Raw genomic sequence first — 26,484 nt, 5'->3', positions numbered from 1 at the left:
CACGCCGGCGCGGGTTAGAGGCGGGCTCGCACCCGAGGTCGAGGAGGGGCTTGCCGACATCGATGCCGGCCACCGGTACGAGGCTGAGCATGGCGGATCCTGTCCTGTCCGCGCGTGCACGCCGCAGCGGGACCCAACCGACTGTTCGGAATACGCAAGACAGGGCGTCCGGGAGCGTGCCGTTTGACGGTCGCGCCACGACGGGAAAGCCGGTGTCATCGTGACGGACCCGGAAACCGTCAGATTGCCAGACGCCCAGGCCGTATCAAAGCACGGCCAGCCCTCAGGTACAGGAAACCGTATCAGTGCAGATGGAACTCGCCGGAGACTGTCTTCAGCTCGGCCGGCTTGATTAGGCGGCTGTGCATCACTCGCACCGAGTGCAGCGGCCCGTCCAGGCGCTCCTGCCAGAAGGCGAGGAACCGCTTCAACTCGGGAAAGCGCGGGAACAGGTCGAGTTGCTGCCAGACGAAGGTCTGGAGCAGGTGCGGGTGATCGGGCAGGTGATACAGGATCTCGGCTGTGGTCAGGCTGTAGCCTTCGAGCCTGCGGCGAAACTCCGATGACAGGGCCATGCATCCACCTCGTCGAAGTAGGGTGACCCGACGCAGCCCCGCCCGGGGCCGCGTCGTGAGGAGCCCGATCCGGACGGAGCGAGCAGAGGCAGTCTGAGCAACGATGATGCCGCCAAGCTTGACGGGCGGCGGATCGGCCGCGGCCCGGCAAGCGCCGGTCAGAAGTCCGGGCCGCCGGGCAGCGAAGGCGCAGCCTTCTCCTTCGGCCGGTCGGCCACCAGCGCCTCCGTCGTCACCAGCAGGCCCGCGACCGAGGCGGCATCTTGCAGCGCAGTGCGCACCACCTTGGCGGGATCGACGATGCCGGCCTCGACGAGGTCGCCGTAGGTCTCGGTCTGTGCGTCGAAGCCGAAGGTCTCGGACGGATTCTCAAGGATCTTCGACACCACGATCGAGCCCTCGACCCCGGCATTGGCCACAATCTGGCGGATCGGGGCTTCGAGCGCCTTCAGGACGATGTTGATGCCGGCCCGCACGTCGGCGTTGTCGGTCGTGAGCCCCGCTACCACCGCCTTCGCCCGCAGCAGCGCGGTGCCGCCGCCCGGTACGATGCCCTCCTCGATCGCCGCGCGGGTGGCGTTGAGGGCGTCGTCGACCCGGTCCTTCTTCTCCTTCACCTCGACCTCGGTGGCGCCGCCGACACGAAGCACCGCGACGCCGCCCGCGAGCTTGGCGAGGCGCTCCTGCAGCTTCTCGCGGTCGTAGTCCGAGGTGGTGTCCTCGATCTGCGCCTTGATCTGGCCGACGCGGGCGTCGATCTGCGCCTTCTCGCCCGCACCGTCGACGACCGTGGTGCTCTCCTTGTCGATGCGCACGCGCTTGGCCTGTCCCAGCAGCGGGATCGAGACGTTCTCGAGCTTGATCCCGAGATCCTCGGAGATGACCTGCCCGTTCGTCAGGATCGCGATGTCCTCCAGGATCGCCTTGCGGCGGTCGCCGAAGCCCGGAGCCTTCACCGCCGCCACCTTGAGGCCACCGCGCAGCTTGTTCACCACAAGCGTCGCCAGCGCCTCGCCCTCGACATCCTCGGCGATGATGAGCAGCGGCCGGCTCGATTGCACCACTGCCTCCAGCACCGGCAGCAGCGGCTGGAGCGAAGACAGTTTCTTCTCGTGGATGAGGATGTAGGGATCGTCGAGTTCGGCGATCAGCTTCTCGGTGTTCGTGACGAAGTACGGCGAGAGATAGCCGCGGTCGAATTGCAGGCCCTCGACCACGTCGAGTTCGGTCTCGGCGGTCTTGGCCTCCTCGACCGTGATGACACCCTCCTTGCCGACCCGCTCGACGGCCTCGGCGATGAGACGGCCGATCTCGGCGTCGCCGTTGGCCGAGATGGTGCCGACCTGGGCGATGGCGTCGGAGGCGGTCACTTTACGGGCGCGGCCGGTGATGTCCTTCACGGCCGCCGCCGTCGCGAGGTCGATGCCGCGCTTGAGGTCGAGCGGGTTGAAGTTTGCCGCCACCGCCTTGGCGCCCTCGCGCACGATCGCCTGGGCCAGCACGGTGGCCGTGGTGGTGCCGTCGCCGGCCAGATCGTTGGTCTTGGAGGCGACCTCGCGCACGAGCTGCGCGCCGAGATTCTCGAACCGGTCCTCCAGTTCGATCTCCTTGGCGACCGTCACGCCGTCCTTGGTGATGCGGGGCGCCCCGAAACTCTTCTCGATGACGACGTTGCGGCCCTTCGGCCCCAGCGTCACCTTCACGGCATCCGCCAGGATGTCGACACCGCGCAGCAGGCGCTCGCGCGCGTCGCCGGAGAATTTCACGTCTTTCGCAGCCATGTGGGATCTCCCGATGGGGTGAGTGTGGGCTCAGGCGGCGATCACGCCGAGGATGTCGGATTCCTTGAGGATCAGCAGGTCCCGGCCATCGACCTTGACCTCGGTGCCGGACCATTTGCCGAAGAGCACCCGGTCGCCGGCCTTCACGTCCAGCGCGTTGACGCGGCCTTGCTCGTCGCGGGCGCCGGGGCCGACGGCCACGACCTCGCCCTCCTGCGGCTTCTCTTTGGCGGTGTCGGGAATGATGATGCCGCCCTTGGTCCGCTCGTCGCTCTCGACGCGGCGCAGCAGCACGCGGTCGTGCAGGGGTCGAAACGCCATTTTTTGAACCTTCCTCTCTCCGTCGAGGGCCGGACCGCAAGCCCGACCGAGGCCACCAGGGTGTCGGCAGGCGTTCGTCAAGTCAACGGGATTGTTCTTTTTAAAGAACGGTCTGTGAGAGTGTCGGCGATGCTTCGCGATGGTCTCGCAGAGAAGATTTACGCAGAGACATGGCAGCGAGTCGGTTCGTATGAGCCGACGATTGCAGCGAAGAAGTCTCGGCAGATTTCGAGGCTCCGGTCGGGTCCAGCGAAAACATTCCGTAGCGTGGCCTGATCTACGAAATCTCTTCCCGCGGCCGTCGAAAGAAAGAAATCCGTACCTTCGGCCGTACCGGCTGCCCCGATGTCTGCCCGACCGAGCTGGTGGCAATCGCCCGCGCGCACGATCTTCTCGGTGAGGTGGGCGCGGCGATCCAGCCTGTCTTCGTCGCCTTGGACCCAGCCCGCGACACGCCCGCCGCCTTGGCCGCGTTCGTCCCGAGCTTCCATCCGCGCCGGATCGGGCTCACCGGCAGCGGGGCCGCGATCCGGCAGGCGGAGGGCGGGGCGGGCATCGAGCACTCGGCCTTCGTCTACCTGCTGGACCATCAGGGCCGCTATCTCGGCTTCTTCCCGCCCGGCACCTCGGCCGAGCGGATGCTGACGATCATTCGGCTTCACCTCGCGCCCCTTCCGCAAAGGTGATGAACTGCGCCGAGGACCAGACGCGGCTGCCGGCGCGCTGGCGCCCGGAGAAGTAGACCGGCCGGAAGCCGAAGGCAGCGTTCTCCGGCTCGACGACGATGTGGCCGGCCACATCCCGCGGCAGCGGCGCCTCGGTCATCCGCTCCAGCGCGAGGAACAGCCCGGCCCCGCCGAGGTCGCGCCGCAGGGCGCCCGCCGCGATCAGCTCGCGGCCGGTGATCTCCCAGGAGAAGTCCGGGGCATGGACGAAGGGGGCGGGCCGGCGCGGGTCACCGACTTTCACGAAGCCGCCGATCGTCCCCTCGACGCGGATGCGGCACTCCGCCAGATCGCCGATGTCGATCTCGATGGCGTCGCTGTCGCCGTAGGTCTCGGAGCGGAAGGCGATCTCGGTCGGGCCGGCGCGCCACGCCGTCTCCTCGACATGCTCGAAGCCCTGGGTCGCGACCCGGCGGATCGTGCCGTTGAGGATGCGGATGCGCCCCTCCCAGGCGGCCCAGCGGTAACGGTCGCGGATTCGCGCGCCGCCGAAGCGCAGGCGCACCAGCCGCTCGGAATGCCCGAGTTCGGCGTGCAGGTCGCGCCGCCAGATCTCCCCGGTGTGATCGTGGGCGGAGATTTCCTCCCAGCCGGCCTCGCCGAGGAAGCGGTAATCGAGCCGGGCCGGGCCCTCATGCGCGAAGGCGTCGCCCTGGCGATGCGGGCCGCACGTGACGAGCAGCGCGCTGCGCTCGCCCGTCGTCGCGAAGGTGTGGCGTGCCCGCAAGGCCCGGCCGACCGCGCGGCGGTCGAGCGTGTCGGCGAGGATGCCGGTGAGCCCACCGCGCACGCCGAACACCTGGACGCCGGGCGCACCGCCGCCGGGGCGCCCGCGATGCTCGTCGCCGTTGGCGCAGACGCCCAGCCGGTAGCCGCGGGCGATCACGTCCCGGTAGAGCCACTCGAACTGGCCCCAGGCCGAGGCGATCTCGACTAGCCGTTCCAGCTCCGGATGGTGCCAGTCCGGGATGTAGCGACGCCCGCCGACATGCGGGATGACGAGGTGGTTCTCGGGGTCGTGCGCGTAGGCCGCCCACAGATCCTCCACCGGCCAGCGCCCGACCTCGACGCCGGTGCCGCCCATACTCTCGTTCCACAGGAAGGTGCGGTTGTGCTCACCCTTATCGTTGAAGGGGAAGCCCGGCGGGTCATCGCCGAGGAACAGCACCTGATGGTCGCCGCCCGCGGTCGAGCTGCCGCACCATTCCTGCACCGCGTAGGCGACGAAGCGGCCCGGCGCATCGAAGCCGGCGGTGACCCTGACGCCTTCGCGCCAGCCCTCGTCGGTGATCTGGAAGTCGTTGGCGGTGTAGCCGTAGACATCGACGCCGGCCACGTCGCGGGCGTAGGCCGCGTTGTAGGCCGGACTGTTGGTGCCGACCGTGTCGTGGGCGTGGACGTGCAGATCGCCGTAGAGCGCGCGGGGGACGGGCGCGTCCCTGAGCCCCGTGACGAAGGCGACGCCCTCGACGGCGTCGCGCATCCCCGGCCGCGTGGTGGCGATGCGCAGCTCGCCCGAGGCGGCCGGCAGATCCTCGACCCGCAGCACGGCCCAGCCCTCGTCCGGCAGCGCGTGCCGGCGGGCGTAGACCTCGCGCTCGCCCGAGAACGCCGCGAGGTCGAGCGAACCGCCGAGATCGCGGGCGACGTTGCCCCAGCGGTCGAGCAGGGCCACCGTCAGCGACGGCGCAACGCCCTCCGCGACGAAGCGGGACGCGGCCAGCTGGATGCGCTCCGGCGGCCCGGCGACGACGGCGATCACCGGATCGTTCGGCACCGCGACGTAGCGGGAGGTGCCGAGCGGATCAACGTAGCAGCGGAAGCGGAAGCCGTCCTCTACGAAGGTCTGGACGCGGGTGCCTGGCCCCCCGGCACGCCGGTCGCCGAGCCGGATGACGATGCGGTCGCCTGCATTCAGGTAGCCGTCGATCACATCCACGATCACGGCCTTTTGGAACGGGCGCTCGTGGCCCTTCTGGTCGAAGCGCACGCTGAGCGACTGAACGGTGGCGGGCGACTGCCCCGGCAGCAGCGGGCCGGCCTCGTACTCGGCACTGACGTAGTTGGCCGCCGCCGGGTCCACGGTCTGGAACAGGGCCCAGTCGGAGTAGAACTTGAAGGTCGCCTTGAACGTCGCCCCATCGGCGATGCCGCAGCCGCCGACCTCGTAGGTCAGCACGATCTCGTGCCAGCTTCCCGCCACCAGCCGGTCGTGACTGCACTGCACGCTACCGAGGAAGGGCCGCGCCTTGATCGCTTCGTAGAGGCCTTCCGGTGCCACGTGCGCGCCCAGCCGCCTGCGGCGCTCGTTCTCGTCCTGCATCGCCAGATATCCCCGTTGTCGCCCAACCATCGGCGCAGGCTATAACTTCGTTGCCGCAAGATTTCTTGCGTATCCGCATGATCTGTTCATAATACAGAAGGATCTAGATAGATCTTGCTTCAATCTCTCAAAATAAAAGAACGATCATGTCGTCGCGCCTCTCCCGGTGGGCCATTCTTCTCTTCGCGCTTCTCGGTGCCTCCGCCGCAGCCCGGGCGCAAGGCCAGGCTCAAGCCGTTCCCGTGCGGATCGGGGCGATTCCGGTGCTCGGCGCCGCGCCGCTGTTCGTGGCCGAGCGGGAGGGCTGGCTGTCCGCGGGCGGCTTGAAGCCGGTCGTGGCACTGTACGATTCCGGGCCCAACGCCGTGCAGGCGGCGGCGAGCGGCACGCTGGACGTCTACGTCGCCGGGATCACGCCGGTGGCGATCGGGCGGACCCGCGGGATCGATCTGCGGGTGGTGGCCGCAACCGCCGTCGGCGAGAACGTGCTGGTGGCGGGGCCAAAACTCGCCGGGCCGCTCACCGGCGGCACCACCCCGGCGGAAGTGTTTCGGCGCTTCCGCGCGGAGAACGGCCGGCCCGCCAAGATCGCGACCCAGCCGCTCGGCTCGATCCCCTACACCAACCTGTCCTACTGGCTGCGCGAGGTGCACAAGGTCGATCCGGCCGACGTGCAGATCCTCACGCTCGGTATCGACGCGGCGCAGCAGGCGATCCTGGCCGGCGCGGTGGACGCCGCGACGGTGCGCGAGCCGGGCCTGACCATCATCCGCGAGCGCAACCCACAGATCCGGCTGGTCGCTAGAGGCGACGACCTGTTTCCGGGTCAGCCCGGCACGGTGGTGGCGGTGCGCGGCGCTTTCCTCGAGCAGAACCCGGAGGCGGTTCGCACCCTCGTCCGGGCAATCGTGCGTGCCGTCGATCTGATCAAGCGCGAGCCGGAGCGGGCGCTACCCGCCGTCGAGGCCGCCCTCGGCAAGGGCATCGTCACCGCGGCGACGCTGCGGGCGGCGCTCGCCTCGCCGGCCACCCAGTACGTCGCCGATCCCCGCACCATCGTGGCGGCGACGCGGGCCATGCTGGCCTTCCAGACCACGCTCGGCATCAGCGAGACGACCCCGCCGACGGACGGCCTGTTCGATCCCCGCGTCTTCGAGGCCGTCCAGGCCGAGGCGAGCGCGAAGTAGGGGCGGGAGCGATGGACAACCGCCGCAACTTCCTGCGCTGGGCCGGCTCGCTCGCCGGCGCCAGCGTCGCCACGGGGGCGCTCGCCGAGGCGAACCCCCTCGACGTGCCACCCTGGACCCGCGAGCAGGGCGCTACCGCCCCCGGCTACGGCCGGCCCGCGGCGGGGGAGACGCTCGCGCGCTATCCGCGGCTGCCGCCGCGCTTTCCCGGCGCGACCTCCACGGTAACGCCGCTTCAGGGCCTGCACGGCATCGTCACGCCCAACGGGCTGCATTTCGAGCGCCACCACGCCGGCATCCCGGCCATCGACCCGGATCGGCACCGCCTCGCCGTGCACGGCCTCGTCGAGCGCCCGCTGATCCTCACCATGGACGACCTCGTGCGCTTTCCCGCGGTGTCGCGGCTGCACGTTCTCGAATGCTCGGGCAACACGCCCTGGCTCGGGGCCAAGCCCGACTGGACGGTGCAGGACAGCCACGGCCTGATCTCCTGCGCCGAGTGGACCGGCGTCGAACTCGCGACCGTGCTGGCGGAGGTCGGAGTGAAGCCGGGCGCCGCGTGGCTCCTGGCGGAGGGGGCGGATGCCTGCGCCATGACCCGCTCGATCCCGCTGGACGCCCTCGACGGGGCGATCCTCGCCTATGCCCAGAACGGCGAGCGGCTGCGGCCGGAGCAGGGCTATCCCCTGCGGCTGTTCCTGCCGGGGCTGGAGGGCAACCTCAGCATCAAGTGGCTGCGCCGGATCAAGCTCGGCGACCGGCCGTTCCAGACGCGGGAAGAAACCTCGAAATACACCGACCTGATGCCCGACGGCACGGCGCGCCAGTTCACCTTCGCGATGGAGGCCAAATCCGTCATCACCGCGCCCTCCGGCGGCCAGCAATTGCGCGAGCCCGGCTTCCACGAGATCCGCGGCCTCGCCTGGACCGGGCGCGGACGGATCGCGGGCGTCGAGGTCTCGACCGATGGCGGCGCCTCCTGGCGGGAGGCGCGGCTGGAGGGGCCGGTGCTGCCGCGCTGCTTCACCCGCTTCCGCCTGCCCTGGCGCTGGGAGGGCGGGCCGGCCCAACTTCTCAGCCGGGCACGGGACGAGACCGGCTACGTCCAGCCCTCGCGCGAGGCGCTGGTGGCGGTGCGCGGCACCCGCTCGTTCTACCACAACAACGCGGTGTTCGGCTGGAGCGTCGGATCGAGCGGGGCGGTGACCTATGCGGCGTGAGGCGCTCTTTTCCCTGATCGTGTGCCTTGCAGGCCCGGCCATGGCCGAGCCTCTCGGCATCGGCCGCCCGGTGAGGCCGGAGGCCGTTGCCGCCTGGGACATCGACGTGCGGCCCGACGGCCAGGGGCTGCCACCCGGCCACGGCAGCGTGCGCGATGGTGCGGCCCTCTACGCCGCCCGCTGCGCCGGCTGCCATGGCGCCCGTGGCGAAGGCGCCGCTGCCGAGGCGCTCGCCGGCGGGCAGGGAAGTCTGGCGAGCGCCAAGCCCCTGCGCACGGTCGGCAGCTACTGGCCCTACGCCACGACCCTGTTCGACTACGTGCGCCGGGCCATGCCGTTCGACGCGCCGCAATCGCTGAGCCCGGACGAGACCTACGCGGTCAGCGCCTACGTGCTGCACCTCAACGGCCTGCTGCCGGAGGAGGCGTGTCTCGACGCTGCCTCCCTGCCGAAGGTCGCGATGCCGAACCGCGACGGCTTCACCGCCGATCCGCGGCCGGACGTCCCGGCCCCCGCGGCCCGCCCCATCGATCGCACGGAGGTCCGATGACCCTCACCCGCCGTCATCTCGCCGGGGCGCTGGCTGCCGGCCTCGTCCTCGGCCGATCCGGTTCGGCTCGCGCCGGGCGGACGGTGCGCCTCAGCTACCAGCGCTCCTCGACGCTGCTCACCGTGCTGAAAGCCAAGGGCACCCTGGAGGAACGGCTCGGCCGGCAGGGGTTTGGGGTGAGCTGGCACTTGTTCACCAAGGTGCTGGAACCGATGAACACCGGCGCGGTCGATCTCCACGCGGACGTCGCCGACGCGGTGCCGATCTTCACCCAATCGGCGGGCGCCCCGCTCACCTTCTACGCGATGGAGGGAGCCTCGCCGCGGGCCGAGGCGATCGTCGTGCCCGACGAATCTCCGATCCGAACGGTGGCGGATCTCAAGGGCCGGACGGTCGGCGTTTCGAAGGGCTCGGGCTGCCACTTCATCCTCGCGGGCGCGCTCAAGCGCGACGGCCTGCGGTTCTCCGATATCCGCCCGGCCTATCTAGAGGCGGCCGACGGGCTCGCGGCGTTCGAGCGGGGCGGCATCGAGGCGTGGTCGATCTGGGATCCGTTCCTCGCCATCGTCCAGGCCAAGCGCCCGGTGCGGGTGCTGGCCGACGCCACCGGCCTGTCGAGCTACAACCGCTACTACACGGTCAACGACAGTTTTGCCGCCGAGCAGCCGGAGGTGGTCGCTACGATCTTCTCGGCGCTCGTCGAGGCGGGGCAATGGGTGAAGGGCAACCCCGAGGAGGCCGTGGCCCTGCTCGCGCCGATCTGGGGCGACCTGCCGCCGGAGGTCGTCGCCACCGTCAACGAACGGCGCTCCTACGCCGTCAGGGCAGTCGAACGGGCGGCCCTCTCCGAGCAGCAGGCCATCGCCGACACCTTCCTGGACGCCGGGCTGATCCCGCGCCGGCTCGACGCCACCGCGGTGCGGCTGTGGCAGCCGCCGGGCGGACGGGGCTGAGACCGATGACGCATCCGCTCCGCTTCGGTGTCTGGGCCCCGGTCCACGGCTCCCGCGCCGCCCGCGACGATCCGGACGAGCCGCACGACGCCTCCTGGGACCGCAACCGCACGCTGGTGCTGGAGGCCGAGCGCCTCGGCTACGACAGCGTCCTCGTCGCCCAGCACACGGTGAACCCCTACGACGAGACCCGCGACCAGTTGGAGGCCTGGACGGCGTCAGCCGCGCTCGCGGCGCTGACGCAGCGCATCGAGATCATCGCGGCGATCAAGCCGGGGCTCTACCACCCGGTCGTGCTCGCCAAGATGGCGCTGCAGATCGAGCACGTCAGCGCGGGCCGGTTCGCGCTCAACCTCGTCAACGCCTGGAACCGCGCCGAATTCGAGCAAGCGGGCCTGCCGTTCCCGGCCCATGACGAGCGCTACGCCTATGGCCGCGGGTGGATCGCCCTGGTGGACCGGCTGCTGCGGGGCGAGCGCGTGAACTACGAGGGCCGGCACTTCCGCGTCGAGGATTATCAACTGAAGCCCGCCGGCACGTACCGGGCGCGTCCCACGATCTATGTCGGCGGCGAGTCGGAGCCGGCCCGCGCGCTGGTGGCCGACCACGGCGACGTCTGGTTCATCAACGGCCAGCCCCTGGAGGCGGTCGCCGACCTCATCGCCGATGTCGCCCGCCGTCCGGCCGCAGCGGGCCGCCTGCGCTACGGCCTCTCGGCCTTCGTGATCGCCCGCGAGACCGAGGCCGAGGCGCAGGCCGAGTTCGCCCGCCTGCTCGACTTGAGCCGCCGCGACGAGGCGATCCGCGCCGACACACGCACCCGCACCGACGCCGCCAGCGTGATGTTCGCCAAGACCGATGCGGCGGCCACCCACCATGTCGGCACCAACGGCGGTACCGCGGCCGGACTCGTCGGCAGCTACGAGCAGATCGCTGAGCGCGTTCGCGCCTTCCACGCGGCCGGCATCGAACTGTTCATGCTGCAATTCCAGCCGTTTGAGGCGGAGATGGCGCGCTTTGCCGAGCACATCTTCCCGCGGGTGGGGAGATGAGGCCGGTCGAGCCGATGGGCGGCTCCGTGGCCCGCGACGGCGTCGACGCGGTGCCGCCCGCGCCGCGATTGTTCGTGCTGGGGCTCCAGCACGTCCTCGTCATGTACGCCAACGCCATCGCCGTTCCGCTCATCGTCGGCGGGGCGCTGCAACTGCCCAAGGACCAGATCGCGCTCCTCGTGAACGCCGACCTGTTCGCCTGCGGCATCGCCACGCTGATCCAGACGGTCGGGATCGGCCCGTTCGGCATCCGGCTCCCCGTCATCATGGGCGTCACCGCGGTGGCGATCCAGCCGCTGCTTGCCATCGCGGCGATGCCCGGCGTCGGGCTCACCGGCATCTACGGCGCGGTGATCGTCGGCGGCCTCTACGGGCTCCTCGTCACGCCCTTCATCGGCCGGGTGATGCGCTTCTTCCCGCCCGTCGTGACGGGCACGATCCTGCTGATGATCGGCATCGCGCTGACCCGCGTCGCGGTCGGCTGGGCGGGCGGGGGCGCGGGCAAGCCCGAGTTCGGCGCACCCGGCACGGTCGCCGTGGCGGCGAGCGTCCTCGCCGCGACGCTCCTCCTCGCCCGGTTCGGCCCAGGCTTCGTCGGGCGCATCGCGGTGCTGCTCGGGATCGGGCTCGGCACCGCACTCACCGTGGCGCTCGGCTGGACCAGTTTCGAGGGGCTTGCCGCCGAGCCGTGGCTGCGGGTGGTGTGGCCGCTCCAATTCGGCGCCCCGACCTTTCACCTCGTGCCGTGCCTGATCCTGTGCCTCGTCATGACCATCGTGTTCATCGAGGCGACCGGCATGTTCCTGGCCCTCGGCGTCATGACCGGGCGCGCCGTCGGCACGGAGGACATCCGCCGGGGCCTGCGCGCCGACGCACTCGGCACGTTGATCGGCGGCCTGCTCAACACCTTCCCCTATCTATCCTACTCGCAGAATGTCGGCCTCGTCGGGCTCACCGGCGTGCATAGCCGATGGGTCTGCGCCATGGCCGGCGCGATCATGCTGGTGCTCGGCCTCGTGCCGAAGGTGGCCTTCCTCGCGGCCTCGATCCCGCAGCCCGTGCTCGGCGGGGCGGCGCTGGTGATGTTCGGCATGGTCGCGGCGACCGGCATCCGCATTCTGGCGCAGGTCGACTACGCCCGGGCCGGCAGCCGCGACGCGCTGATCATTGCTGCCTCGCTCGGGATCGGCCTGATCCCGATCGTGCAGCCGCAATTCTTCCGCGCGGTGCCGGATGCGTTTGGCCCGATCGTGAAGGACCCGATCCTGCTCACTGCAATCGCGGCGATCGCCCTCAACGCCCTGCTGGGGGAGACGTCGGCTCAGGAGCCGGAGAGGTCCGGCAGCGGAAGCGGCGCCTCCGAGCCCGCGATCGCCGCCTCCAGCAGATCGAGCCTGTCCTGACCCCAGAACGGCTCATCGCGGAAAAAGTAGAACGGCGCCCCGAACACCTGTCGCCCGATCGCCTCGCGGGTCAGTGTCGTCTCCCGCTCGCGCAAGGAAGGTTCGTCGGCACGAGTGAGCAGCCGCGCCCCGTCGAGCCCGGCCGCGTCGGCGAGACGGACGATCGTGGCGGGATCGGCGATGTCGAATTCGTCCGCCCAGACGGCACTGAGGCCCGCATGGACGAAGTCGGCGACCTCGGCTCCCTCGTCGAGCGCCGCGAGCAGGACGCGGTGGGCGAGCGACGGGTCGGCCGGGTAGAACTTCGGGTGCAAGTTGAGCGGGATGCCGCGGATGCGGCGCCAGCGCTGCATCTCGACGAGCCGGTAGGCCTGCCGCTGCAACGGCCGCTCCTTGACCGGCTTGCCGCCGCCCGCCGCGAAGACGGCGAGCAGATCGACCGGCTTGTAGACGATCTGCGCACCCGTGCGCTCGGCGAGCGCCCGGAAGGCGCGGCTGCCGACATAGGACCACAGCGACAGGAAGCTGAAATAGTAGGTGACGCTCGGCATCGAGGAAGCCTGCGCGGCCACGGGCGTCACCTCCGGCATGCGATCATCCCTACGGCGCAGGAACGGAGCGATTCATACGCCGATCGGACTCAGCCGCGCCAGCGGCACGCCGCCGGGCGCGTCCCGCAGCAGCGTGAGGCAGCGTTGCTTGATCGCCGTGAAGCGCGGATCGGTGATCAGGCCGCGATCGCGGGGGCGGCCGAACTCGAGGGGGATGTCGTCGAGGATGCGCCCTGGTCGCGGCGTCATCACGATCAGCCGGTCGGCCAGAAACAGCGCCTCGTCGATGTCGTGCGTCACGAACAGGATCGTGGTGCGGTGACGCGTCCAGATGTCGAGGAGCAGTTCCTGCATCGTCAGCCGCGTCTGCGCGTCGAGCGCCCCGAATGGCTCGTCCATCAGCAGGACGCGCGGCCGGTTGATCAGGGCGCGGGCGATCTCGACCCGCTGCTGCATCCCGCCCGACAGTTCCGCCGGATAGTGGCCGGCGAAGTCGGACAGCCCCACCTGGGCCAAGAGCGAGCGGGCGCGCTCCCGGCGTTCGGCGTGGGCCACGCCCTTCATCTTCGGACCGAAGGCAACGTTATCGAGGACGCTGAGCCAGGGAAACAGCGTGTGCTGTTGGAAGACGATGCCGCGGTCGGGATGCGGGCCGATCACAGCCCGCCCGTCGAGGGCGACGCTGCCACGGGACAGGGCGAGATGGCCGGCGACCGCGCCGAGCAGAGTCGATTTCCCGCAGCCCGAGGGTCCGAGGAGGCAGACGAACTGCCGGGCCGGGATGTCGAGTTCGATACCCTCGACCACGTCGAAGGCTGCCTCGCCCCGCCCGAGGCGGATCGCGCCGCCTCGGATCGTGACGTGGCCGTCGTCTGCTTCGATACCGGCGACAGCCGCACTCATCGCTGGCCTCCCGCGCCGACCCACGGCGTCGCCCGGGCACCGAGCCAGCGCACCACGAGGCTCGATCCCATCCCAAGCAGGCCGATCAGAAGCATGCCGACGACGATGTCGTCGTAGTTCTGGAGCGTGTAGGATTCCCAGGTGAAGTAGCCGATCCCGTACTGGCCGGAGATCATCTCGGCGGTGATCAGGCAGAACCACGCCGTGCCCATGCCGATCGCCGCCCCCGTGACGATGCTGGGCGCGGCCCCCGGCAGGATCACCTCCCGCAGGATCGCGGCATCCCCCGCCCCGAGGCTGCGGGCGGCGGCGACCAGCCGCGGATGGACCGATTCGACCCCGTGCACGGTGTTGAGCAGGATCGGAAACAGCGCCCCCGTGAAAGTGATGAAGGCCATCGACACCTCGGAGGACGGAAACATCAGGATCGCCAGCGGTATCCAGGCGACGGCGGGAATCGGCCGCAACACTTCGAGCGGCGGCAGCAACAGGTCGCGGGCGAGCCGAGCGCGGCCGATGGCGAGGCCGAGCCCGATGCCGACGAGGAGCGCGGCGAGGAAGCCTGACAGCACCCGCGCGAGGCTGGTGCCGAGATGGATCGGCAACGCGGGCGCGTGGAGCAGCGCCCAGGCGGCCTGCGCGGCGGCGGCCGGGGTCGGCACGTTGCGGAAGGTGACGACGCCGAGATCGAGCCGGTAGGTGGCCGCGAGGTGCCATGCGGCGAGGCTGAGCGCCAAAGCGAGACCGCGCAAGGCGAGGCGCCCGAGCGGCAGCGCCCGTGGGCTCCTCGCCCGCACCGTGGCCCTGCGCGCCGCGCGGAGGGACGCCGCCTCGACGACGGAGGCGCTCATCGGGCGGAGAGCTTCGGATGACCGGCCCGGACGCCGGCGAAGTCGAGAACATCGCCGCCATGGGCCGCGGCATAACCCTCCGCGGCGCCCTTGAGCAGGAAGGCGCTCAAGGCGCCCTGTCCGTCGCGCACGTACCAGGCTTGGGTGGCGAACAGCTTGATGCCGGTGCCCCGGTCCTGCGCGTAGACCGCGCGGGCCTCGCGGCCTTGGCGCTCGAGATCGGCGAGCGCCGCGAAGGCAGCCTCCGGCGCGGCGTAGTGACGGACATGCGCCTCGCCGCGAAGCCAGAGCTGCGCCACACGGGAAGAATCGGTGATCGGCTGTCCCGTGGCGGCGTCGTTGGCCTTGAGCGCCAGCGGCGCCTCGTCCTTCAGCCGCGCCTCGTAATCGAGCCCGGCCTGGGCGCTCGCCGCGCGGATGAAGCGGTCGTCCACGAAGCGGTCGAGGTCGATGTCGGAATCGGCCTTCTTGAGGAGCTTCAGCGTCTCGAACGAGGTCTTCACCGCCTGCCGGTAGGCGGGCTTCCACGTCACGTCGCGGGTCTGGAGGCCGAGCGGCCCGTGGAACAGGTAGGCGACCTCCGCCTCGATCCCGGTCACCCGCTCGATCAGCTCGGCATACTTCTCGGGCTCGGCCGCGATCAGCCGGTCGGCCTCGATCGCCGCGCGCAGGTAGGCGGTGACGATTTCGGGGTATTTGTCGGCGTAGTCGCCGTCCGCGAGCGCGCCGTGGAAGGTCGGGGCGTCCGCCTGCGCGCCGTCGTAGATCTTGCGGGCAAAGCCCCGCCAGGGAAACAGCTCGGCGAAGGGCACGAAGTCGGCATGAGCATCGATCTTGTTGGCCAGCAACGCCGCGCCCGCCACCTCCGGCGCCTGGGTGATGATGGTGACATCGCGGCCCGGCTCCCATCCTTGCGCCTTCACCGCCCGCAGCAGAAGCCCGTGCGCCGTCGAGGCGAACGGCACCGAGATCGTCTTGCCCTTGAGGTCGCCGAGCGATTGCACCGGCGATTCCTTCGGCACGACGATGCCGTTGCCGCTGCCGCGCAGGCTTCCCGAGAGCACCGAGATGAACAGCGAGCGGCGCCCGGCCTTGGCGAAGGCGTAGCCGTTGAGCGAGCCGGGGAAGTCCGCCATCGCCCCGAGATCGAGCTTGCCCGCCACCATCTCGTTGGTGAGCGGCGCCCCGCTGGTGAAATTGCGCCACTGGATGTCGTAGGTTGCGTCCTTGTACTTCCCGTCATGCGGCAGAAATTTTTCGAGGAGCTTCAGCTCGCGGATCAGCAGCCCGCCGGTGGCGCAGTTGATCGTGGTGTCCTGCGTGCCGATGGCGACCCGGATGGTCTCGGCCCGCGCCGAGACGGGGGACGACACACCGAAAAAGGTCGCCGCCAGAAGGAGGGCCGCGCGGCGGCGGGTGAGCGGGAAGCGATGGGTCACCGGGGGCTCCGTGGACGGTTTCCGTCGGCCGCTCGGGAGGACGGCGACGCCTCGGATTTGCCCTTCGCGCGGTCGCTTCGGCGAGTAATTAATTTCATCGACAGAACGCGAATTGTTCGGATTTTCAATGTTTGTCGATCGTTAGAAAATATCTTCTCGTGAAAATGTTCGGCGTAGAATATTTAGTCCGATCCATCGTTCGATTTGGAATTGCTCAGAGGTGCACTGCGCCGATAATCGAGCCGGGAGATAGAGCCGGCACCGGACGTCGTCCCGAGGTCTCGTCCCATGTCGTCGGTCCCGCTCGCGCTTCCCGAACCCCGCCGCCCGGCGCCGCTGATCGCGAGCGCGCTGTTCCTCAGCGAGACGATCGAGGGGCTCGATGACGGCGCGAGCTTCCTGGATGGGCTCACCCCCACCGAGATCGCCCGCGTGCGCGCCGCCGGCCGCAGCGTGAACCTCGCGCCCGGCGAGAGCGTGTTCACGCAAGGCGCCCCGCACGAGGGCATCTTCCTGATCGAGGAGGGGCGGGTGCGGGTGTTCTATTCCGGCCCCTCCGGACGGCAAGTGACCCTGGCCTACTGGACGCCCGGCCACTTCATCGGCGGCCCGAGCATCCATGGCGGCGGCTGCCATCAGTGGTCGGGCGTGGCGATCGAGCCGGCGCGCGTCACCGTGCTGTCGAGCGCGACATTGCGCAGCCTGATCCGCCAGATGCCGGCCTTCGCGCTCTGCCTCATCGCCGCGTTGGAGGCCAAGGGCCGCTGCTACACCGCGATGGCGCAGATGCTCGGCACCCGCTCGGTCATCGAGCGGCTGGCGCAGCTCCTCCTCAACCTCGGCGACCTCTACGGCACGCCCGAGAACGGCACGGTCGTCATCCGCCGCCGCATCACGCACGACGAACTCGCAGCCCTCGTCGGCTCGACCCGACAATGGGTGACGATGATGCTCAAGCGGTTCCAGCGCGAGGGCCTCGTGGCGATCGACGCCGTACATATCCGGCTGGTGCGCCCGGATCGGTTGCAGGACATCGTGCTGAAGGAGGGATGAGGCCGGCCCTGCGCTCGGATTTGCGGCCGCGACCGCATCGGTTAAGCCGGTCCGTGACGAGGGGGAATGGGTGATGGCGGCGGTTCGGGACGTTGCGGAGTTGGAGCGGATCTACGGCGCGTTCGGCGCGGTCGCCGTGCCCTCGACCACGAAGGTCGCCGACCACGTCACGCCGCAATACCGCCGCCTGATCGAGGCCTCGCCGTTCCTGGCGCTCGCCACCTCCGGTCCCGGCGGGCTCGATTGCTCGCCGCGCGGCGACGTGCCGGGCTTCGTGCGCGTGGCCGATCCCCGCACGCTCCTCTTGCCCGACCGACGCGGCAACAACCGGATCGACAGCCTGCGCAACGTCGTCGAGGACCCGCGGGTCGGGTTGATGTTCCTGATCCCCGGTCTCGGCAACGCCCTGCGCGTTAACGGGCTCGCCACCATCGACGACGACCCGGATCTGTGCGCGTCCTTCGCGGTGGAGGGCAAGGCGCCGCGGACCGTGATGGTGATCGTGGTGCGCAAAGTCTACTTCCAGTGCGCCCGCGCCCTGATCCGCTCCGGCCTCTGGCGGGCGGAGTGCCACGTCGATCCAAGGACGCTGCCGACGCCCGGCCAGATCCTCGCCGAGTTGAGCCCAGGCCGCGTCGGAGGCGAGGCCTACGACGCGGCCTGGGCCGAGCGGGCGCGCCAGACGATGTGGTGACGACCCCCTACGCCGCCAGCCGGTCGAGGGCCCAGCGCGCGGTCTTGCGCACGTCCGGATCGGGATCGTTGGCGATGCCCTCCAGCCCCGCCCGCGCCGCCGGGTCGGCGATCTCGCCGAGCGCGGCGGCCGCCTCCTTGCGCAAGCCCGCCATCGCGTCGGAGAGGGAGGCGAGCACCGTCGGCACGGCGCGGCGCGCCTTGAGCCGGCCGAGGCTGCGCAGGGTTTTTTGGCGGACCTGCCACGCGGCGTCCCCCAGCGCCGCGATCAGCACCTCGGCGGCTTCCGCATTCCCCGCACGGCCGAGCACCTCGGCGGCGGTCTCGCGCACGCTCCATTCGGGATCGCGCAGTGCGCCGGCAATGGCCTCGACCGCGCTGGTGTGGCGCGAGAAGGCGAGCCCGCCGATGGCCGCGCGGCGCACCTCGGAATCGGTGTCGCGGGTCGCGGCGATGAGCGAGGGCAGCGTCTCCTCGCGCTTCAGGTAGGCGATGACGCCGACGCCCTGCGCCCGCACCGCCGGCTCCACGTCGCCGAGCGCGGCGACCGCCGGCCCCAGCGCCTCGGGCAGACGCAGCCCCCGCAGCGCGCGCAAGGCGGCGGCCCGTACGAAGGCGTCGGCATGGCCGGCGAGCGGCAGCAGCGGCCGACCCGCGGACGAATCCTTCAGTTCTGTCAGGCTCTCGGCGGCGGCCGCTGCGACCGCGCGGTCGGGGTCGGTGAGGGCGCCGGCCAGCGCGGCGGCGGTCTCGGGCCCGTCGAAGCCGCCGAGCGAGAGCGCCGCCTGGCGCCGCACGTCCTGGTCGGCATCCGCTGCGGCACGTGCCAAATGCGGCACGGCCTCCGGGTCGGCGGTCTCGGCCAACGCCAGCACCGCGACGCGGCGCACCGCCGGGTCGGGATCGGTCAGGCCCTGGGCGAGATCGGCGACGTCGCCGAAATCCTCGAACGGATCGGTGATGGGCATGGCGCTCACCGCAGCAGGTAGGGGATCTGGACGGTGACCGCGCCGGTCGGGCAGTCGGTCTCGCAGGGCATGCAGTACCAGCACTCGTCGTACTTCATGTGGGCCTTGCCGGTGAGGTCGCTGATCCGCAGCACGTCGAGCGGGCAGACATCGACGCAGACCGTGCAGCCCTTGTCGGCGATGCACTTGTCCGGATCGACGGTGACCGGGACGGTGCTGGGCTGGTGGGCGAGGGGCATCGGAAAACTCCTGGCTCAAGCCTGTTTGCGGACGCGCTGGCGGTCGTAGGCGCCGCGCTCCTGCGCCTCGATCGGCACGAGGTACGGCGTGATCGGACGCTTCTCGCTGACCATGCGGCCGTCCCGCTTCCGCAGGATCGTGTGGCAGAACCAGTCCGCGTCGTTCTTCTCTGGGAAGTCGGTGCGGTTGTGGTAGAGGCCCCAGCGGCTCTCGGTGCGGAACAGCGAGGCGTGGGCGGCCATCTCGGCGCAGTCGAGGATCGAGGCGGCCTCCAGCGCCCGCATCAGCTCGTGGCTGTCGCGGGCGACCATGCGGTTCTCAAGGTCCTCGCGAATCTCGGAAAAACGCCGCTGGCCGATCTCCATCTTGGCCGTCACCTTCGGCGGCTGGAGGTAGTCGTTGACGAAGCGGCGGGTCTTGTACTCGATCTGGTTCGGCGGGATGCCGTCCTCGCGCTTCGTCGGCGCCAGCACCCGCGCCCGCTCGCGGGCGACAGCCTCGGCGTCGATTGGCGGAAGGTCGATCTCGCCTGCGAAGTCGATGGCGTGCTCGCCCGCCACGGCGCCGTTGGTGAAGGCGCCGAGCATGTAGTTGTGGGGGACGTTGGCCATGTCGCCGGCCGAATACAGCCCCGGCACGGTGGTACGGGCGAACTCGTCCACGAACACGCCCGACGCGCTGTGGCCTGAGCAGAAGCCCACCTCCGAGATGTGCATCTCGACCATGCGCTCGCGGTAATCGGTGCCGCGGTTCTCGTGGAAGCGCCCGCGCGAGGGCCGCTCGACCTTGTGCAGGATCGTCTCGATCTCCGACACGGTGTCGGCGTGCAGGTGATCGAGCTTGAGGAAGACCGGGCCGTTGCCGCTTTGCAGTTCGTTGTAGAACTCCTGCATCATCTGGCCCGACCAGTAATCGCACTCGATGAAGCGGTTGCCGGCGCTGTTGGCGGTGTAGGCACCGAATGGGCCGGCGACGTAGGCGCAGGCCGGGCCGTTATAATCCTTGATCAGCGGGTTGATCTGGAAACACTCGAGGTTCGCGAGCCCCGCCCCCGCATGGTAGGCCATGGAATAGCCGTCACCGGAATTGGCGGCGTTCTCGTAGGTGCCCCAGAGATAGCCCGAATGCGGCAGGCCGAGCCGCCCGGCCGCCCCCAGGCACAAAATCACGGCCTTTGCCCGGATCACCAGAAACTCGGCGGTGCGGGTGTTGACCGCGACTGCACCCGCCACCGCGCCGTCGGGCGCGTTGAGAAGCCGGGTCGCCATGAAGCGGTTGGAGATCAGCACCTGCGCCTTGCGCAGTTGCCGGTAAAGCGCCTTCTTGACGGTGTCGCCGTTCGGCATCGGCAGGACGTAGGTGCCGAGATGGTGCACCTTCTTGACGTCGTAATCGCCGTTGTGGTCGCGCTGGAAACGGATGCCGAACCGGTCGAGTTCCTGGATGATCTCGAAGCAGCGCTCCGCATACTTGTAGACCGGTGCCTGATCGCAGATGCCGTCGTTGGCGATGGTGATTTCCTTGGTGTACTGCTCCGGCGTGGCGTAGCCGGGGATGACGGCGTTGTTGAGCCCATCCATGCCCATGCTGATCGCGCCCGAGCGCTTCACGTTGGCCTTTTCCAGCAGCACCACGCGGGCCGCCGGGTTACGGAGCTTCGCCTTCAGCGCCGCCATCGGCCCGGCGGTGCCGCCGCCGATCACCAGCACGTCGCAGGCGACCTCGGAGGTCGCGTCGCGGATCTCGTCCATCGGCATTTCCCTCACGCCGCCGCACCGTCAGCCAGCGCCCGCAGGTACGGCCAGGGGAAGATTCCGCGGTCGTGCCCGTCGGAGAAGGCGAGGTTGACCGCATAGGCGCCGACCGGCTCGACCGCGGTGATAGCGAGGTCCTCGGGGAGCGCGGGCGGCAGCCCGTCGATCCCGGCCCGCAGCGTCTCGGCGCTGCGGCTGTGCGCCCGCAGGGTCACGGCCGCGAGGTGCGAGGCCGAGCCGTCCTCCCAGATCACGTCGAGGCGGCGGCGCCCCTCGGTGAGCCTGATCTCGCGCGGGATCGCCGCCATCTCTTCCTCCTCGGCCAAGCCGGAGCCGTCGCAGGACGACCCGGCCAACGCGGTTAGACCGCTGGGTGGAGGACGATTGAAGCAAGGAATTGCTTCGCGCCGCGGGAAAGCGGCGGCGGCCGGGGCTCGACGGCGACGTGACAGGCCTGATCGCGACCGGCGACGACCTCGCCCTCGATCCGGCCGCGGGGACGGTCACGATCCTGGCGCGGGCGGCTGGCGGTTAACTCCGGCGAGGCCGAGGCCCAGCAGCCGGTTGGCGTTGCGCCACAGCGCAGCCTCCAGCGCGACGTCGTTCAGTCCCAGCGCGCGAAAATCCTCGACGCCCTGGCGCATCGGCCGGAACGGGAAGGACGAGCCGAACAGGAACTGGTCGCGCAGGTAGCCGTTGGCGGCCTCTGCGTAGAGGCGCCCGCCCGGCGCGAAGGTGTACATGTCGGGCGAGACGAAGACGTTCTCGTTGCGTAGGGCGACCGTCAGCATCTCGGCGACGTGCGGGTAGAAGCCGTGGCAACAGACCAGCGGCAGCTTGGGGAAGAGCTTCGCCACCCGGTCGACGGCGAACGGATCGTTGAGCCGCAGATCCGGCGTCGTCGGCCCCGACATCACGAAGGCCGGGACGCGCAACTCCTGGCACAGCTCGTAGAGCGGCAGCAGGCGCGCGTCGTCCGCGCGCAGACCTTCCGCGTAGAACCCCACATCGAGGTTGATGCCGCGAAGGTTGAGTTCGGCCACGGCTCGGCGCGCCTCCGCCAGCGCGGCCTCGCGCCCCAGTTCCACCGGATCGACCGATGCGATGCCGATCAGGCGCGTCGGATCGTGTCGGGCGACCGCCGCGAGGTCGTCGTTGGTCACGCGCACGCCCGGCACCGAACGGGCGACCATCACGGCGACATCGATGCCGGCCTCGTCCATCTCGGCGCGGAAACCGTCGAGGGTGGCGCCGCGGGTGAAGTGGTCGATCTCCCGGGAGCCGACGCGGCCGTTCAGCCAGCGCACGACATCGTATTCGGAGCTGCCCGGCGTCGCGCCGAAGAAGGCGTGTAGGAAGGACGGACGGCTGCGCATGTCCACGATCGGCATGGATGTCTCCACAAATGAGGGGACCGGCGTCACGATCACCGCATCTCCGCGGCCTGATGCGGCGCGCGCGGCAGGCCGAGATGCTCGCGCAAAGTCGCACCTTCGTAACGGCTGCGGATCAGGCCGCGGCGGCGCAGTTCCGGAATCACCAGCGCGGCGAAGTCGTCGAGCCCGCCCGGAAGGGTCGGCGGCATGATGTTGAAGCCGTCGGCGCCGAAGGCCTCGAAGCGCTCCTGCAGGGCGTCGGCGATCTGCACGGGCGTGCCGACGAGGGTCCAGTGGCCCCGGGCTGCGGCGGCGCGCAGGTACAGCTCGCGGATCGTCAGCCCCTCGCGGCGGGCGAGTTGCACGAACAGGTCCTTGCGGCTCTTGCCGCCCTCGGTCTCGGGCATCTCCGGCACCGGCGCGTCGTCCGGATGGGCGGAGAAGTCCGCGCCGGTGAGCTGTTCGAGGAGCGAGCGGCCGACCACCGGGTGGATCAGTTCCTGGAGTGCGTCGAACTTGTCCTGCGCCTCGCCTTCCGTGCGCCCGACCACGGGGAAGGCCCCCGGCATGATCTTGAGGTGATCCGGATCGCGCCCGAAGGCGCGCATCCGGCCTTTCACGTCGGCGTAGAAGGCGGTCGCGTCCTCAAGCGTCTGCTGGGCGGTGAAGATCACCTCGGCGGTGCGCGCCGCGAGGCTCTTGCCGGCCTCCGACGAGCCGGCCTGCACAACGACCGGATGCCCCTGAGGCGGGCGCGGCACGTTGAGGGGCCCGCGCACCGAGAAGTGCGGGCCCTCGTGCGCCAGGAGATGGAGCTTGCCGGGATCGAAGAAGCGGCCGTCCGCCCGGTCGCGGACGAAGGCGTCGTCCTCGTAGGAATCCCATAGGCCGCGGACCACGTCCACGAACTCCTCGGCCCGGGCATAGCGGTTGGCATGGGCCATGTGGCTCTCGCGACCGAAGTTCCAGGCCTCGCGCGGATCGGCGGAGGTGACGAGGTTCCAGCCGGCCCGGCCACCGCTGAGATGATCAAGGGAGGCGAATTTGCGCGCGACGTGGAACGGCTCGTTGTAGGTCGTGGAGGCGGTGGCCACGAGGCCGATCCGCTCGGTCACGGCGGCTAGATAGGACAGCAGCGTCAGCGGCTCGAACTGGCCGACATAGCGGATCGCGGTGCGGCTCAACGCGTCGAGGTCGTCGCCGCGGATGCTGACCCCGTCGGCGAGGAACAGGAGATCGAAGCCCGCCGCCTCGGCGGTCCGGGCGATCTGTCGATAATGCGCGACGTTGACGCCCGCGTCGGCCTGCGAGGCGGGATGGCGCCAGGCGGCGACGTGATGGCCGCCGGGATAGAGGAAGGCGCCGAGGCGCATCCGGTCGGAGCGGCGGGACATCGTACGTCCGCTCAGGCCGTGCCGACGCGGTACTCGCGGGGCGGCCGGGTGCCGCTGATCGCAAATTCCCCGACGCTGCGCTCGCGGTAGATCCGCGGATTGTGCGAGGCCAGTGTGCGGGCGTTGCGCCAGTAGCGGTCGAGCCCGTGCTCCGCCTTCACCGCGGAGGCGCCGAGCGCGTCGAACAGCACGGTGGTGGCCTCCAGCACGAGGTTCGTCACCACGGTGACGGCTTGGTTGATCTCGACATCGGCGAGCGCGCAGGCCGGCTCGGCCGCGTCCCGCCCCTGCGCCAGGGCGGCCTCGGCGGCGCGCTGCACGCTCTCGGCCGCCTTCAGGACGATGGCGCCCGCCGCGTAGGCGTTGCTGCGCACCCGGCCCACCACTGCCTGCACTTGCGGGTCGTCCGCCGTGCGGCCGGCATTGCCGTGGCTGTAGACGCGGGCGCGGGCCGCCACCAGCCGCGCTGCGTCCTCGGCTGCCGCCCGGGCGATGCCGGCGAGCGTAGCCAGATGCACGAGCTGGAAAAAGGCCATGGCGTAGGGGAAGCGCACCGTCTCCGGCTTGATCAGGTCCGGGGCCAGGACCACGCCCTCGAAGCGGGCAGTGCCGCTCGCGGTGAGCGCCTGACCGAACCCGTCCCAGTCGTCCTCGATGGTGACGCCGGGTGCAGATGTCGGCACCGCCGCCACCACGGGGTCGCCGCTCTCGTCCTGGGCGGAGAGGTGGATCCAATCGGCGAGCAGAGAGCCGGTCGTGTAGAATTTCCTGCCGTCCACCACGCCGCCGTCGCCGCGGCGGTGCACGACCGTGTCGAACTGCCCGACCTTGGCCGGCCCCGTTTCGGACACGCCGCTGCCGACCGTCTCGCCGGCGCCGAGCCGGGCGACCCAGCGGGCGCGCCACTCGGGGGAGGCCGCGCTCAGCACGTCCTCGGTGAAGCCGAAATGCGCGCGAAGCGCGTTGGTGACGTTGGAATCGGCAGCCGACAGCTCGATCAGCAGGTTGAACAGCTCCGGCAGGCTGGCGCCGTGCCCGCCCGCCTCGGAGGGCAGGCGCAAGGTGGTGAAGCCCGCCGCCTTCAGCCAGCCGAGTTCGGCCTGGGGCAGGCGTCGCTGGGCGTCCCGTTCGACGGCACCGGCACGGATCTCCGCGAAAACCGGTCGGAAGTGTCCGGCGAGATCCTCGTAGCGTCCACTCGGGCCAGCGCCCCACCCCGCTTCGATCTGCGACATCGTCCGGCCATCCTCCGCTGTCCGCCCCCGGCCCAGATCGCGAAAGCGGTCGACGAGCGCGGCATGGCAATGAAATCGGCAATTCCTGCCCCAAGCTCAAGGCAGATGACCCGGATTGCTGCGCCGATATGCGATTTAAGAATCAAACCCTTCTTTCTGAAGCCGATGAAGCCTGATGTTCTCTAGGTATGGGCGATACAGAGATAGTCTTCTCGTTAAAAGTTCGCGGAACAGGAACTCCTTCGACGGGGCCAAAATCGAACCAAGATCAAGCCTCACTCCTTGATCAAGGACGATCCGAGACCACTTACTGGGAATTGTGGCTCACCGCTTTCCGGATGGCTTCACCCAGCCGGACCTGGGTCGGGCGTTGGCGCCACCTGTACTGTGATGGGCCGGTGGCGTGGAAGACGGCGTTGCCGATGGCGGTGACGCCCACGATGCCGAGCTCTCCGACCGCCTTCCCGCCGAGCGCCATGGCGGCGAGGTCGGACACGCCGACCGAGATGGTCGTGACCTCCGGGATGTCGGCTTCCACCGCCACGAGGTAGTCGGCGAGGTTCGCGTTCATGATGTTCAGTCCCGGCATGTAGTGTGACGGACCGAGCCTGAATCGTTCGGGTTCTTTCGTCCAGGTCTGGCAGATGAACTCGTAGGGCGTGCGGCCGCGCAATGTCTTGAGTCGGCGGTCATAGTTGTAGGCTTCGACGAACAGCTGCAGATGGTGGTGCAGTTCGTCGTGGCTGACGTAATGGTAGCGCTTGACCGTGGCGTCCTTGATGGTGCGGTTCATCCGCTCGACTTGGCCGTTCGTCGACAGACAGCGCGGCTTGGTCAGGCGATGCTCGATCTTGGTCTGATCGCAGGCCCAGTCGAACGCATGCCAGCGGTAGATGCGTGGCTCGTCGCGCTCGGCCCAGTAGGCGTCGGCTGCAGCGTCGGCCTCCTCATTCACCTGCCTATTGTCAGTGAATTGGATGCCGTTGTCGGTCAGCACCGTGTGGATCGTATAGGGCACGGCTACGACCAGAGATCACGAAGAAAGTCTGCTGCGATCCACTGAGTGGCCTTGTCGTGCAGTTGAACGAAGGCGAACGTGCTCGTGCGGTCGATGGCCACGAACAGGCGCAACTTGCCCTCTTCTGTCCTGCGCAATATCGATGTGGAAGTAGCCGATTGGATAGGCCTTGAAGCGCGAACGCTTGGGCTTGTCGCCGTCGATCTCTGGCAGCCGAATGATGCCGTGGCGCTGAAGGCAGCGGTGCGGCGACGAGCGGGTCAGATGCGGAAGGGTGGGCTGGAGCGCGGAGAGGCAGTCGTCCAGCGGCAGCAACGTGTGTCGTCGGAAGGCGACGACGATCGCTTCCTCCTCCGGGCTCGAGCCGGTGGACCGCGCTTCCTTCGGTCCCATGCGGGCGTCCGCTGACGTCTCCCGACCACGCTACTTCTGCACGGTGGTCGGGCTGACGCCGTAGCACTTGGTCGCCGCTCTCACGCTCTCTTGACGAGCTTGGATTGCCCGACGGATCGCCTCAGTCGCTGTGGCGCTGCCGTGGAGAACCTATCCCATAGCGCGGCCCTCCATGCGGTCTCCGACGTACCACCACACGACGGGACTGAAAATCAGCCCGGCGCGAGGCCGAGCAGCGTCCCGAGCGGGACGACGAGGGTGGCGCCGGCGTAGAAGCCGTCACGCGCCCGCCGCGCGGTGAAGGGGTTCCAGAACGTGTTCGGGTTGACCACGTACTGCACCACCGGCTCGAAGATCACGCCCGCACCGACGTCGAAGTGTGCGTTGGCTTCGAACACGAACTTGTCGCGCGAATACGGGGCGCCCGAACCGCCCGAGATGAAGTTCGCGTCCGCCAGGAACTGCGTGTAATTCTCCGACAAACGCTGCCAGTTCATCTTCAGCCCGTAGCTGTCGTTGGGCCGGC

24 protein-coding genes and 3 pseudogenes are annotated in these 26,484 nt (G+C 69.6%); 9 read left to right on the top strand and 18 right to left on the bottom strand.

Annotated elements, in window-relative coordinates; all coding sequences use genetic code 11:
- Positions 1 to 302: 302 nt before the first annotated feature.
- The 3 genes from MKK50_RS01105 to groES all read right to left on the bottom strand — a co-directional run bounded on the left by MKK50_RS01105 (position 303) and on the right by groES (position 2,677).
- Complete coding sequence (locus MKK50_RS01105; RefSeq protein ID WP_056240037.1) at positions 303 to 575, bottom strand: usg protein; 273 nt, start codon at positions 573 to 575, stop codon at positions 303 to 305.
- Between the two features lie 158 nt (positions 576 to 733).
- Complete coding sequence (groL, locus tag MKK50_RS01100) at positions 734 to 2,356, bottom strand: chaperonin GroEL (RefSeq protein ID WP_499019781.1); 1,623 nt, start codon at positions 2,354 to 2,356, stop codon at positions 734 to 736.
- 30 nt (positions 2,357 to 2,386) lie between these two features.
- The gene (groES, locus tag MKK50_RS01095) at positions 2,387 to 2,677 is read right to left on the bottom strand and encodes a co-chaperone GroES (protein WP_253373751.1); all 291 of its coding nucleotides are present in this window, start codon (positions 2,675 to 2,677) and stop codon (positions 2,387 to 2,389) included.
- 320 nt (positions 2,678 to 2,997) lie between these two features.
- Here groES and MKK50_RS01090 point away from each other — a divergent pair.
- Positions 2,998 to 3,363, top strand: a pseudogene (locus MKK50_RS01090) (SCO family protein); the annotation flags it as partial.
- Here MKK50_RS01090 and MKK50_RS01085 read toward each other — a convergent pair.
- Positions 3,326 to 5,725 (bottom strand): CehA/McbA family metallohydrolase domain-containing protein, encoded by a 2,400-nt coding sequence (locus MKK50_RS01085; RefSeq protein ID WP_499019778.1) that lies wholly within the window; start codon positions 5,723 to 5,725, stop codon positions 3,326 to 3,328. The pseudogene MKK50_RS01090 and the gene MKK50_RS01085 sit on opposite strands and share 38 nt — an antisense overlap.
- 146 nt (positions 5,726 to 5,871) lie before the next feature.
- Between MKK50_RS01085 and MKK50_RS01080 the strand changes: the two genes are divergently transcribed.
- From MKK50_RS01080 to MKK50_RS01055, 6 genes are read left to right on the top strand one after another with little or no spacing between them, the layout of a single operon-like run.
- Positions 5,872 to 6,912: an ABC transporter substrate-binding protein gene (locus tag MKK50_RS01080; RefSeq protein ID WP_499019776.1), complete on the top strand. Its 1,041-nt coding sequence runs from the start codon at positions 5,872 to 5,874 to the stop codon at positions 6,910 to 6,912.
- 11 nt (positions 6,913 to 6,923) lie between these two features.
- A complete protein-coding gene (soxC, locus tag MKK50_RS01075) occupies positions 6,924 to 8,132 on the top strand; it encodes a sulfite dehydrogenase (RefSeq protein ID WP_499019774.1) in 1,209 nt (402 codons plus the stop codon).
- Positions 8,122 to 8,682, top strand: a complete 561-nt coding sequence (locus tag MKK50_RS01070; protein WP_499019770.1) for a c-type cytochrome — start codon at positions 8,122 to 8,124, stop codon at positions 8,680 to 8,682. Before soxC ends, MKK50_RS01070 begins: the two co-directional genes overlap by 11 nt.
- Positions 8,679 to 9,635, top strand: coding sequence for an aliphatic sulfonate ABC transporter substrate-binding protein (locus MKK50_RS01065; protein WP_499019768.1), 957 nt, complete (start codon positions 8,679 to 8,681; stop codon positions 9,633 to 9,635). The genes MKK50_RS01070 and MKK50_RS01065 overlap by 4 nt, the downstream gene beginning before the upstream one ends.
- Before the next feature lie 5 nt (positions 9,636 to 9,640).
- A complete protein-coding gene (locus tag MKK50_RS01060; RefSeq protein WP_499019765.1) occupies positions 9,641 to 10,687 on the top strand; it encodes an LLM class flavin-dependent oxidoreductase in 1,047 nt (348 codons plus the stop codon).
- On the top strand, positions 10,684 to 12,090 hold the full coding sequence (locus MKK50_RS01055; protein ID WP_499019764.1) for a nucleobase:cation symporter-2 family protein: 1,407 nt from the start codon (positions 10,684 to 10,686) through the stop codon (positions 12,088 to 12,090). The genes MKK50_RS01060 and MKK50_RS01055 overlap by 4 nt, the downstream gene beginning before the upstream one ends.
- Here MKK50_RS01055 and MKK50_RS01050 read toward each other — a convergent pair.
- From MKK50_RS01050 to MKK50_RS01035, 4 genes are read right to left on the bottom strand one after another with little or no spacing between them, the layout of a single operon-like run.
- On the bottom strand, positions 12,009 to 12,680 hold the full coding sequence (locus MKK50_RS01050) for a 2-hydroxychromene-2-carboxylate isomerase (RefSeq protein ID WP_253373759.1): 672 nt from the start codon (positions 12,678 to 12,680) through the stop codon (positions 12,009 to 12,011). The two genes, MKK50_RS01055 and MKK50_RS01050, sit on opposite strands and share 82 nt — an antisense overlap.
- 33 nt (positions 12,681 to 12,713) lie before the next feature.
- The gene (locus MKK50_RS01045; protein ID WP_253373760.1) at positions 12,714 to 13,544 is read right to left on the bottom strand and encodes an ABC transporter ATP-binding protein; all 831 of its coding nucleotides are present in this window, start codon (positions 13,542 to 13,544) and stop codon (positions 12,714 to 12,716) included.
- Entirely contained in the window at positions 13,541 to 14,395 is an 855-nt protein-coding gene (locus MKK50_RS01040; RefSeq protein WP_253373761.1) for an ABC transporter permease, read from the bottom strand. Before MKK50_RS01040 ends, MKK50_RS01045 begins: the two co-directional genes overlap by 4 nt.
- Positions 14,392 to 15,834 carry an ABC transporter substrate-binding protein gene (locus MKK50_RS01035; RefSeq protein WP_499019760.1) on the bottom strand — a complete coding sequence of 481 codons (1,443 nt, stop codon included), beginning with the start codon at positions 15,832 to 15,834 and terminating at the stop codon, positions 14,392 to 14,394. Before MKK50_RS01035 ends, MKK50_RS01040 begins: the two co-directional genes overlap by 4 nt.
- Positions 15,835 to 16,122: 288 nt before the next feature.
- Between MKK50_RS01035 and MKK50_RS01030 the strand changes: the two genes are divergently transcribed.
- Together MKK50_RS01030 and MKK50_RS01025 are read left to right on the top strand one after the other, a co-directional pair.
- Positions 16,123 to 16,887, top strand: coding sequence for a Crp/Fnr family transcriptional regulator (locus MKK50_RS01030; protein WP_499019758.1), 765 nt, complete (start codon positions 16,123 to 16,125; stop codon positions 16,885 to 16,887).
- Between the two features lie 73 nt (positions 16,888 to 16,960).
- The gene (locus tag MKK50_RS01025; protein WP_499019757.1) at positions 16,961 to 17,581 is read left to right on the top strand and encodes a pyridoxamine 5'-phosphate oxidase family protein; all 621 of its coding nucleotides are present in this window, start codon (positions 16,961 to 16,963) and stop codon (positions 17,579 to 17,581) included.
- A gap of 7 nt (positions 17,582 to 17,588) precedes the next feature.
- On the opposite strand, the gene MKK50_RS01020 is transcribed toward MKK50_RS01025, so the two are convergent.
- The 10 genes and pseudogenes from MKK50_RS01020 to MKK50_RS00975 form a co-directional block, all read right to left on the bottom strand.
- Positions 17,589 to 18,548: a HEAT repeat domain-containing protein gene (locus MKK50_RS01020; RefSeq protein ID WP_499019755.1), complete on the bottom strand. Its 960-nt coding sequence runs from the start codon at positions 18,546 to 18,548 to the stop codon at positions 17,589 to 17,591.
- 5 nt (positions 18,549 to 18,553) lie between these two features.
- Positions 18,554 to 18,787 (bottom strand): 4Fe-4S dicluster domain-containing protein, encoded by a 234-nt coding sequence (locus MKK50_RS01015; protein WP_056240084.1) that lies wholly within the window; start codon positions 18,785 to 18,787, stop codon positions 18,554 to 18,556.
- Between the two features lie 15 nt (positions 18,788 to 18,802).
- Positions 18,803 to 20,539 carry a fumarate reductase/succinate dehydrogenase flavoprotein subunit gene (locus MKK50_RS01010; protein ID WP_253373766.1) on the bottom strand — a complete coding sequence of 579 codons (1,737 nt, stop codon included), beginning with the start codon at positions 20,537 to 20,539 and terminating at the stop codon, positions 18,803 to 18,805.
- An 11-nt stretch (positions 20,540 to 20,550) separates the two neighbouring features.
- Positions 20,551 to 20,850: a gamma-butyrobetaine hydroxylase-like domain-containing protein gene (locus MKK50_RS01005; RefSeq protein ID WP_253373767.1), complete on the bottom strand. Its 300-nt coding sequence runs from the start codon at positions 20,848 to 20,850 to the stop codon at positions 20,551 to 20,553.
- A gap of 195 nt (positions 20,851 to 21,045) precedes the next feature.
- Positions 21,046 to 21,933, bottom strand: a complete 888-nt coding sequence (locus MKK50_RS01000; RefSeq protein WP_499019752.1) for an amidohydrolase family protein — start codon at positions 21,931 to 21,933, stop codon at positions 21,046 to 21,048.
- A gap of 35 nt (positions 21,934 to 21,968) precedes the next feature.
- Positions 21,969 to 23,312 (bottom strand): LLM class flavin-dependent oxidoreductase, encoded by a 1,344-nt coding sequence (locus MKK50_RS00995; protein WP_499019749.1) that lies wholly within the window; start codon positions 23,310 to 23,312, stop codon positions 21,969 to 21,971.
- A gap of 11 nt (positions 23,313 to 23,323) precedes the next feature.
- The gene (locus MKK50_RS00990) at positions 23,324 to 24,547 is read right to left on the bottom strand and encodes an acyl-CoA dehydrogenase family protein (RefSeq protein WP_499019746.1); all 1,224 of its coding nucleotides are present in this window, start codon (positions 24,545 to 24,547) and stop codon (positions 23,324 to 23,326) included.
- Positions 24,548 to 24,854: 307 nt separating this feature from the next.
- Positions 24,855 to 25,121, bottom strand: a pseudogene (locus MKK50_RS00985) (hypothetical protein); the annotation flags it as partial.
- Positions 25,122 to 26,075, bottom strand: a pseudogene (locus MKK50_RS00980) (IS481 family transposase); the annotation flags it as partial.
- Between the two features lie 95 nt (positions 26,076 to 26,170).
- Positions 26,171 to 26,484 (bottom strand): carbohydrate porin (locus MKK50_RS00975; RefSeq protein WP_499019745.1); only part of this gene is annotated, 314 nt, incomplete at its 5' end.

It is taken from the genome of Methylobacterium sp. J-043, assembly GCF_022829505.1.
In the GTDB taxonomy this organism is placed as follows: Bacteria; Pseudomonadota; Alphaproteobacteria; order Rhizobiales; family Beijerinckiaceae; genus Methylobacterium; species Methylobacterium extorquens_A.
The sequence above is the reverse complement of the archived record's forward strand: the minus strand, read 5'-3'. Positions and strand labels throughout refer to the sequence as shown.

What these genes read in the sequence shown, in the direction of transcription:
- MKK50_RS01105 (WP_056240037.1), bottom strand. Translation starts at nt 575, where the DNA reads ATGGCCCTGTCATCGGAGTTTCGCCGCAGGCTCGAAGGCTACAGCCTG.
- groL (WP_499019781.1), bottom strand. Translation starts at nt 2,356, where the DNA reads ATGGCTGCGAAAGACGTGAAATTCTCCGGCGACGCGCGCGAGCGCCTG.
- groES (WP_253373751.1), bottom strand. Translation starts at nt 2,677, where the DNA reads ATGGCGTTTCGACCCCTGCACGACCGCGTGCTGCTGCGCCGCGTCGAG.
- MKK50_RS01085 (WP_499019778.1), bottom strand. Translation starts at nt 5,725, where the DNA reads ATGCAGGACGAGAACGAGCGCCGCAGGCGGCTGGGCGCGCACGTGGCA.
- MKK50_RS01080 (WP_499019776.1), top strand. Translation starts at nt 5,872, where the DNA reads ATGTCGTCGCGCCTCTCCCGGTGGGCCATTCTTCTCTTCGCGCTTCTC.
- soxC (WP_499019774.1), top strand. Translation starts at nt 6,924, where the DNA reads ATGGACAACCGCCGCAACTTCCTGCGCTGGGCCGGCTCGCTCGCCGGC.
- MKK50_RS01070 (WP_499019770.1), top strand. Translation starts at nt 8,122, where the DNA reads ATGCGGCGTGAGGCGCTCTTTTCCCTGATCGTGTGCCTTGCAGGCCCG.
- MKK50_RS01065 (WP_499019768.1), top strand. Translation starts at nt 8,679, where the DNA reads ATGACCCTCACCCGCCGTCATCTCGCCGGGGCGCTGGCTGCCGGCCTC.
- MKK50_RS01060 (WP_499019765.1), top strand. Translation starts at nt 9,641, where the DNA reads ATGACGCATCCGCTCCGCTTCGGTGTCTGGGCCCCGGTCCACGGCTCC.
- MKK50_RS01055 (WP_499019764.1), top strand. Translation starts at nt 10,684, where the DNA reads ATGAGGCCGGTCGAGCCGATGGGCGGCTCCGTGGCCCGCGACGGCGTC.
- MKK50_RS01050 (WP_253373759.1), bottom strand. Translation starts at nt 12,680, where the DNA reads ATGCCGGAGGTGACGCCCGTGGCCGCGCAGGCTTCCTCGATGCCGAGC.
- MKK50_RS01045 (WP_253373760.1), bottom strand. Translation starts at nt 13,544, where the DNA reads ATGAGTGCGGCTGTCGCCGGTATCGAAGCAGACGACGGCCACGTCACG.
- MKK50_RS01040 (WP_253373761.1), bottom strand. Translation starts at nt 14,395, where the DNA reads ATGAGCGCCTCCGTCGTCGAGGCGGCGTCCCTCCGCGCGGCGCGCAGG.
- MKK50_RS01030 (WP_499019758.1), top strand. Translation starts at nt 16,123, where the DNA reads ATGTCGTCGGTCCCGCTCGCGCTTCCCGAACCCCGCCGCCCGGCGCCG.
- MKK50_RS01025 (WP_499019757.1), top strand. Translation starts at nt 16,961, where the DNA reads ATGGCGGCGGTTCGGGACGTTGCGGAGTTGGAGCGGATCTACGGCGCG.
- MKK50_RS01020 (WP_499019755.1), bottom strand. Translation starts at nt 18,548, where the DNA reads ATGCCCATCACCGATCCGTTCGAGGATTTCGGCGACGTCGCCGATCTC.
- MKK50_RS01015 (WP_056240084.1), bottom strand. Translation starts at nt 18,787, where the DNA reads ATGCCCCTCGCCCACCAGCCCAGCACCGTCCCGGTCACCGTCGATCCG.
- MKK50_RS01010 (WP_253373766.1), bottom strand. Translation starts at nt 20,539, where the DNA reads ATGGACGAGATCCGCGACGCGACCTCCGAGGTCGCCTGCGACGTGCTG.
- MKK50_RS01005 (WP_253373767.1), bottom strand. Translation starts at nt 20,850, where the DNA reads ATGGCGGCGATCCCGCGCGAGATCAGGCTCACCGAGGGGCGCCGCCGC.
- MKK50_RS01000 (WP_499019752.1), bottom strand. Translation starts at nt 21,933, where the DNA reads ATGCCGATCGTGGACATGCGCAGCCGTCCGTCCTTCCTACACGCCTTC.
- MKK50_RS00995 (WP_499019749.1), bottom strand. Translation starts at nt 23,312, where the DNA reads ATGTCCCGCCGCTCCGACCGGATGCGCCTCGGCGCCTTCCTCTATCCC.
- MKK50_RS00990 (WP_499019746.1), bottom strand. Translation starts at nt 24,547, where the DNA reads ATGTCGCAGATCGAAGCGGGGTGGGGCGCTGGCCCGAGTGGACGCTAC.